This is a genomic window from Hyalangium sp. (genome assembly GCF_035629615.1).
In the GTDB taxonomy this organism is placed as follows: Bacteria; Myxococcota; Myxococcia; order Myxococcales; family Myxococcaceae; genus Hyalangium.
In genome coordinates, this window is record NZ_DASPHO010000768.1 from 1 (window position 1) to 4902 (window position 4902).

Sequence of the window (4902 nt, forward strand, 5' to 3'; positions counted from 1 at the left end):
TGTTCTTGGCCTTCTGCAGCTCGCGCTCGGTGAGGCCCTCGCGCGCCACCTTCTCCAGCTCCACGTACAGGGCGGCCTCGGCCTTCTGCGGATTCGAGTCCGGCTTGAGCTCCAGGTAGAAGAGGATCGTCCCCGGATCAATCCGCCAGCCCCAGTCGAACATCACGGACACGGCGATCTGCTGCTCGTACACGAGCCCCTTCACCAGCCGGCTCCCCTCCCCCTTGTTCATCGCGTACTGGATGACGTCCAGCACCAGGGTCTCCTGCTCGGTGGCGCGCGGGCCGCGGAAGCCCAGCATCAGCGAGGGAGACTGCGCCGGGTGGCGGACCTGGGCACGGCGCTCGCCCTTCTGCTGCGGCTCGGCGTCGATCACGGGCAGCGGCTTGGGGCCCTTGGGGATGTCTCCGTAGTAGCGGCGGACCAGTGCCAGGGTCTTCTTCGGATCGATGTCGCCGGACAGGTACAGCACCGCGTTGTTGGGCGCGTAGTACGTGCGGAAGTACGCCTCGCAGTCCTGGCGGGAGATGTTCTCGATGTCCGCCATCCACCCGATCACCGGCCAGCGGTAGGGGTGGGCCTTGTACACGAGCGTGCCCAGCTCCTCGTCCAGGATGCCGGTGATCTCGTTGTCCACGCGGACGCGGCGCTCCTCCTTCACCACCTCGCGCTCGCTGGCCAGCGTCGCGTCCGAGATGCGCAGCGAGCGCATCCGATCCGACTCCAGATCCAGCACCGTCTCCAGCGCATCCGAGGAGAAGTCGTCGTAGTACACCGTCATGTCATTGGAGGTGTACGCGTTGGAGCGGCCGCCGTTGGACTCGAGCACCCGGTCGAACTGCTTGGGGCCGTACTTCTTCGCGCCGTTGAACATCATGTGCTCGAAGAGGTGGCTGATGCCGGTGATGCCGGGGCGCTCGTTGCGCGAGCCGACCTGGAAGAAGGTGTAGAGACTGACCACGGGCGTCAGCGGGTTGGGCAGCAGGCGGACGCGCAGGCCGTTGGACAGCGTGGCCTCGTGGACGTCGAGCAGGGACTGGAGCGCGGGATCCGGCTTGTGGGCAGCGGGACGCGGGGGGGCCTTGGGCATAGGCCCCTCCCTATATAAGGAGGGGCGAGGCCGCGCTACAGCTCCACGATGCCAGCGCGCAGGGCCAACACTACGGCCTCCACATGCGAGTTGACGCCCATCTTCCGATAGATGTGGGACAGATGGGTGCGCACCGTGCGCCGCTCCATCGTCATCACGTGTCCTACCTCGGCGTTGGACAGCCCCTTGGCCACGAAGCGCAGCACGTCGAACTCGGTGGGCGTCAGCCCCCAGGGGTTCTCCTGCTTCTGGGGCGGCTTCGCCTGGATGGACTGGAAGTAGTTCCAGAACTTCCGGGCGATGATGGGCTCGAGCACCGTGCCACCCTCCATCACCTCGCGGATGCCGGAGCGGATCTTCTCCGGCCCCACCCGCTTCACCAGGTAGCCCGAGGCGCCCGCCTGGATGGCCTCGTAGACCTTCTGCTCATCCTCGAACGAGGTGAGGATGAGGATCTCCACCTCCGGCGCCCGGCGCTTGACGCGCTGGGTGACCTGGATGCCGTTCAGCCCGGGCAGCTCCAGATCCAGCAGGACGAGCTGCGGCCGCACCCGGACGATGTCCTCCACGGCGTCCTCGCCATCCTGGGAGGTGCCCACCACCTCCAGCTCCTCGAACGTCCCCAGCACCTTCACCAGGTTCTTGAGCAGGTGGGGCTGATCCTCGACGACGTAGACGCGGGTCCGCTCCATGTTCAGCGCCTCGGGCTGGACTCGAACTTCTGATCGATGGTCCGGTGCTGCCCACGCTCGAAGCGCAGGGTGAAGTCCACTCGCTCCTTCGACCCCTGTGCCTCCAGCGTGAAGTTCCGGGTGCCGGCCTTCACAGGGTACTTCATCAGCGGCGTGCGCCGGCCAATGGGCGTGCCGTCGATGATGACCCGCGCCGGGACATTGGTCCGCAGCGTGATGAAGGCGGAGTGGGAGTCGGGCCGGGGCGCGTCGTCGGGGACACCCCGCTCCTCCGGAATGGTGGCCGGAGGCATCTTCGGCGGCTCGGGCGGCAGGGGCGCCCTCACCGGCATTCCATATTGGTCCACCCCCCCGCTGATGGGAGACTGACGAGGCTCCATGCCGGGCTTCTCGGGCAGCTTCTGAGGGGGAGGCCCCAAGAACTGCCACACCGCGAGGGCAAAGGCGAAGAGGCCCACGATGGCGATGGCCACCACCACCCCCAGGGCCTGTTGCCGGCGGCGCGCCATGGCCAGGAGGTTACGCTCCTCGGTGAAGAGGCGCCGCCCACCCTCCGCGGAGGGGAGGCTGTCGTGCGTCGGCGGCGGCATGGGAACTTCTGGCCGATCCCTGGGCACGTAGATGGAGGTGGGCTCCTCGGGAGGGGGCGCTCGCACCAGCGAGGGAGGAGGCCTCACGGGGGGAGCGGGAGGGAGCGCGGCACGGCTGCCCGTTCCTCCCTTGGAGGCCTGCGGCGGTGGCGCAGCCGGGGCCTCGCCCGCCAGGCGCGTCTTCTCCTCGGAGAAGTCCTCCACATACTTGAAGCGGGGGTTGCGGCCGACGTGGGTGCCCTCCCGGCCGTTGCCGGCGGCTCCGGGGACTGGAACGAGCGGCTTGCGAGCCTTGAGAGGCGCGGCGCCCGGTGGAGCCTCCCAGCCGTGCTCCAGCGGCCCCACCTTGCTGGGCTCCGTGTCCTCCTTCACGGCCACGGGCTCCTGCTGTCCGGCGCGGGTGGGCTCCAGCGGGGCATAGTGCTCCGGCCGGGGCGCCTCCACAGGAGTCGTGTCCAGCGAGGGCTCTTCCTTGGGCAGGCGGATGAGCGTCGACGCGAGCGCGGGCTCCGCCTGGGTCGGGCGGCCGTGGGTCGGGGTCAGCCCGTCCTCTGGCTCGGGAGGGCCGAGCTGGGTGGCCTCTTGCACGGACCAGGCCTCGGGGCCCTTGGGGGCCGTGAGCTGGGTGGCCTCCTTCGCGGACCAGTCCTGCGGCTTGAACTCCTCGAAGAGGGGGGATGCCTCCGTGGTCTCCGCAGAGGACTCCTCCTCGCTGAGCGAGCGGCTGAAGGAGGGGCGCGCCACGACGGAGAGCTCCAGGGGCTCGGCGCGCACGTGGGCGATCTCCGCCCCGGAGACAGCCGTGAGCGTGAAGGGCTCGGAGAACGGCACGGGCCCGAGCGTGGAGAGGTTCACCTCGTTGGGGACGAGCTCGCGCACGAAGCGGCGCAGATCCTCCTGGCCCGGCATGCCGCCGTGCGCGGCGAAGAAGTTGCGCAGCGCGCCGGCGAAGTCTCCGGCCGAGCGGAAGCGCCGGTTGGGCAGCGGATCCAACGCGCGCAGGATGAGCGGATCCAGGCGCGAGTTGATGCGGCGATCCAGGCGGCTGGGGGGCGGCAGGCCCCCGCTGCGGGTGCTGAGGTTGCCGGTGGAGACGACGGCCTCGCGCAGGGTGAGCAGCTCGTACGCGATGGCCCCCAGGGAGTAGACGTCGGAGACCCCGCCGGGCTCATCCCCGCGGCCCACCTCGGGAGCGCGGTAGGCGCTGCGCCCGCGGGTGGCGAAGCCGCGCTTGAGCTCCGGGACGGCCATCAGAGCCTTGAGCGCGCCGAAGTCGCAGATGCCGGGTGCGCCCTCGCGCGACAGCAGCAGGTTGCCCGGGGTGATGGCGCCGTGGATGACGCCCGCGTCGTGCGCCTTCTGCACCATCTCCAGCAGCTGGATGATGAGGTAGAGCGCCAGGGCGGACGGGAGGATGACCTCCTTGGTGTGGACGCGCTGGAGCGCGGTGCCAAGCGTGTAGCCCTCCACGTGCTCACGGACGACGGCGAGCCGCTGCTTCACGAAGCCGATGTCCACGTAGTGGACGATGCCCGCGTGGTGCAGCGGGTTGAGCACGCGCGAGGTCTCCGCCAGCGCCCGCGCGTAGGCCGGATCCGACGTCTTCGGGTGGAACAGCTTCACCACCACTTCGCCGCTGGAGTCCTGCGTGGCTTTGTACAGCTCGGCCAGGTCTCCCGTCTCGATGCGACCGGTGAGCCGATAGGAGGCCGTCATCCCTTGCCCGCCCTGCGCCTGACGACGGCGGCGAAGTGGAAGCCGCACCACACACACGTCTCACCCCGCCGGCCGCGGGGCAGCTCCAGCGTGCACCCTGGGCAGCGAGGCAGCGGCCGGACCTGCCGTGCGGGCGTGCTGGCCTTGGCGCGGACCTGGCCCGTTGACGCGGCGCGGCGCACGTGCACCTCGAGCCGCCGCACCCGGTCCTCCAGGGCTTCGATTCGAGCGGACAGCCGCGCGTGGATCTCGGCGTCCGAGGGCTGGCGTCTGGCAGGCGACCGCATCGCACCCCGGAGCGTGCCACGCTCCCTTGGATGCCCGCAAGGAGGAGCGCGTGTTATGACTTGGGGGCTCTTGGCTCCGACTGTCCCTCCCAACGCGCCTATCCCTGGGGGTCCCTCACCGGATCCCCTGCACGGAAGTTTCCGCTCCTCGCTGAACCGCGCCCACGCTGAAGACGCGGCACGGCGCGCCCAGGGGCTGCTGACGAACGAGGCGCTTGTTCGCCTGCTCGCCGCCCCGCGCGAACGCCCGGACACGCCGCGAGCGAGGGACGTGTTCGTCAACCGCAACCTGCGCATGGCGTCCGTCGAGCTGATCGGCTTCGACATGGACTACACGCTGGCCATCTACCACATGCGCCGGCTGGAGCAGCTGTCGTTCGACATGACGCTGGCGAAGCTGGTGGGCGAGTACGGCTACAACCCGGTCATCGGCCACCTGCTCTACGATCACCACTTCGTGATGCGCGGGCTGGCGGTGGATCGCGTGCACGGCAACATCCTGAAGATGGATCGGTTCGGGCACGTGG

Annotated in this window: 5 protein-coding genes; 1 reads left to right on the plus strand and 4 read right to left on the minus strand. The window is 69.5% G+C overall.

Annotated elements, in window-relative coordinates:
* The 4 genes from VD972_RS38385 to VD972_RS38400 form a co-directional block, all read right to left on the minus strand.
* Positions 1 to 1090: pitrilysin family protein (locus tag VD972_RS38385; protein ID WP_324993794.1), on the minus strand; the 1090-nt coding region annotated here is incomplete at its 3' end.
* Between the two features lie 35 nt (positions 1091 to 1125).
* On the minus strand, positions 1126 to 1782 hold the full coding sequence (locus VD972_RS38390) for a response regulator transcription factor (protein ID WP_324993795.1): 657 nt from the start codon (positions 1780 to 1782) through the stop codon (positions 1126 to 1128).
* A gap of 2 nt (positions 1783 to 1784) precedes the next feature.
* Positions 1785 to 4088, minus strand: a complete 2304-nt coding sequence (locus tag VD972_RS38395) for a serine/threonine-protein kinase (protein WP_324993796.1) — start codon at positions 4086 to 4088, stop codon at positions 1785 to 1787.
* On the minus strand, positions 4085 to 4375 hold the full coding sequence (locus VD972_RS38400; RefSeq protein ID WP_324993797.1) for a hypothetical protein: 291 nt from the start codon (positions 4373 to 4375) through the stop codon (positions 4085 to 4087). Before VD972_RS38400 ends, VD972_RS38395 begins: the two co-directional genes overlap by 4 nt.
* Before the next feature lie 55 nt (positions 4376 to 4430).
* On the opposite strand from VD972_RS38400, the gene VD972_RS38405 reads away from it, so the two are divergent.
* On the plus strand, positions 4431 to 4902 hold a 472-nt coding region (locus VD972_RS38405), incomplete at its 3' end, for a 5'-nucleotidase domain-containing protein (RefSeq protein ID WP_324993798.1).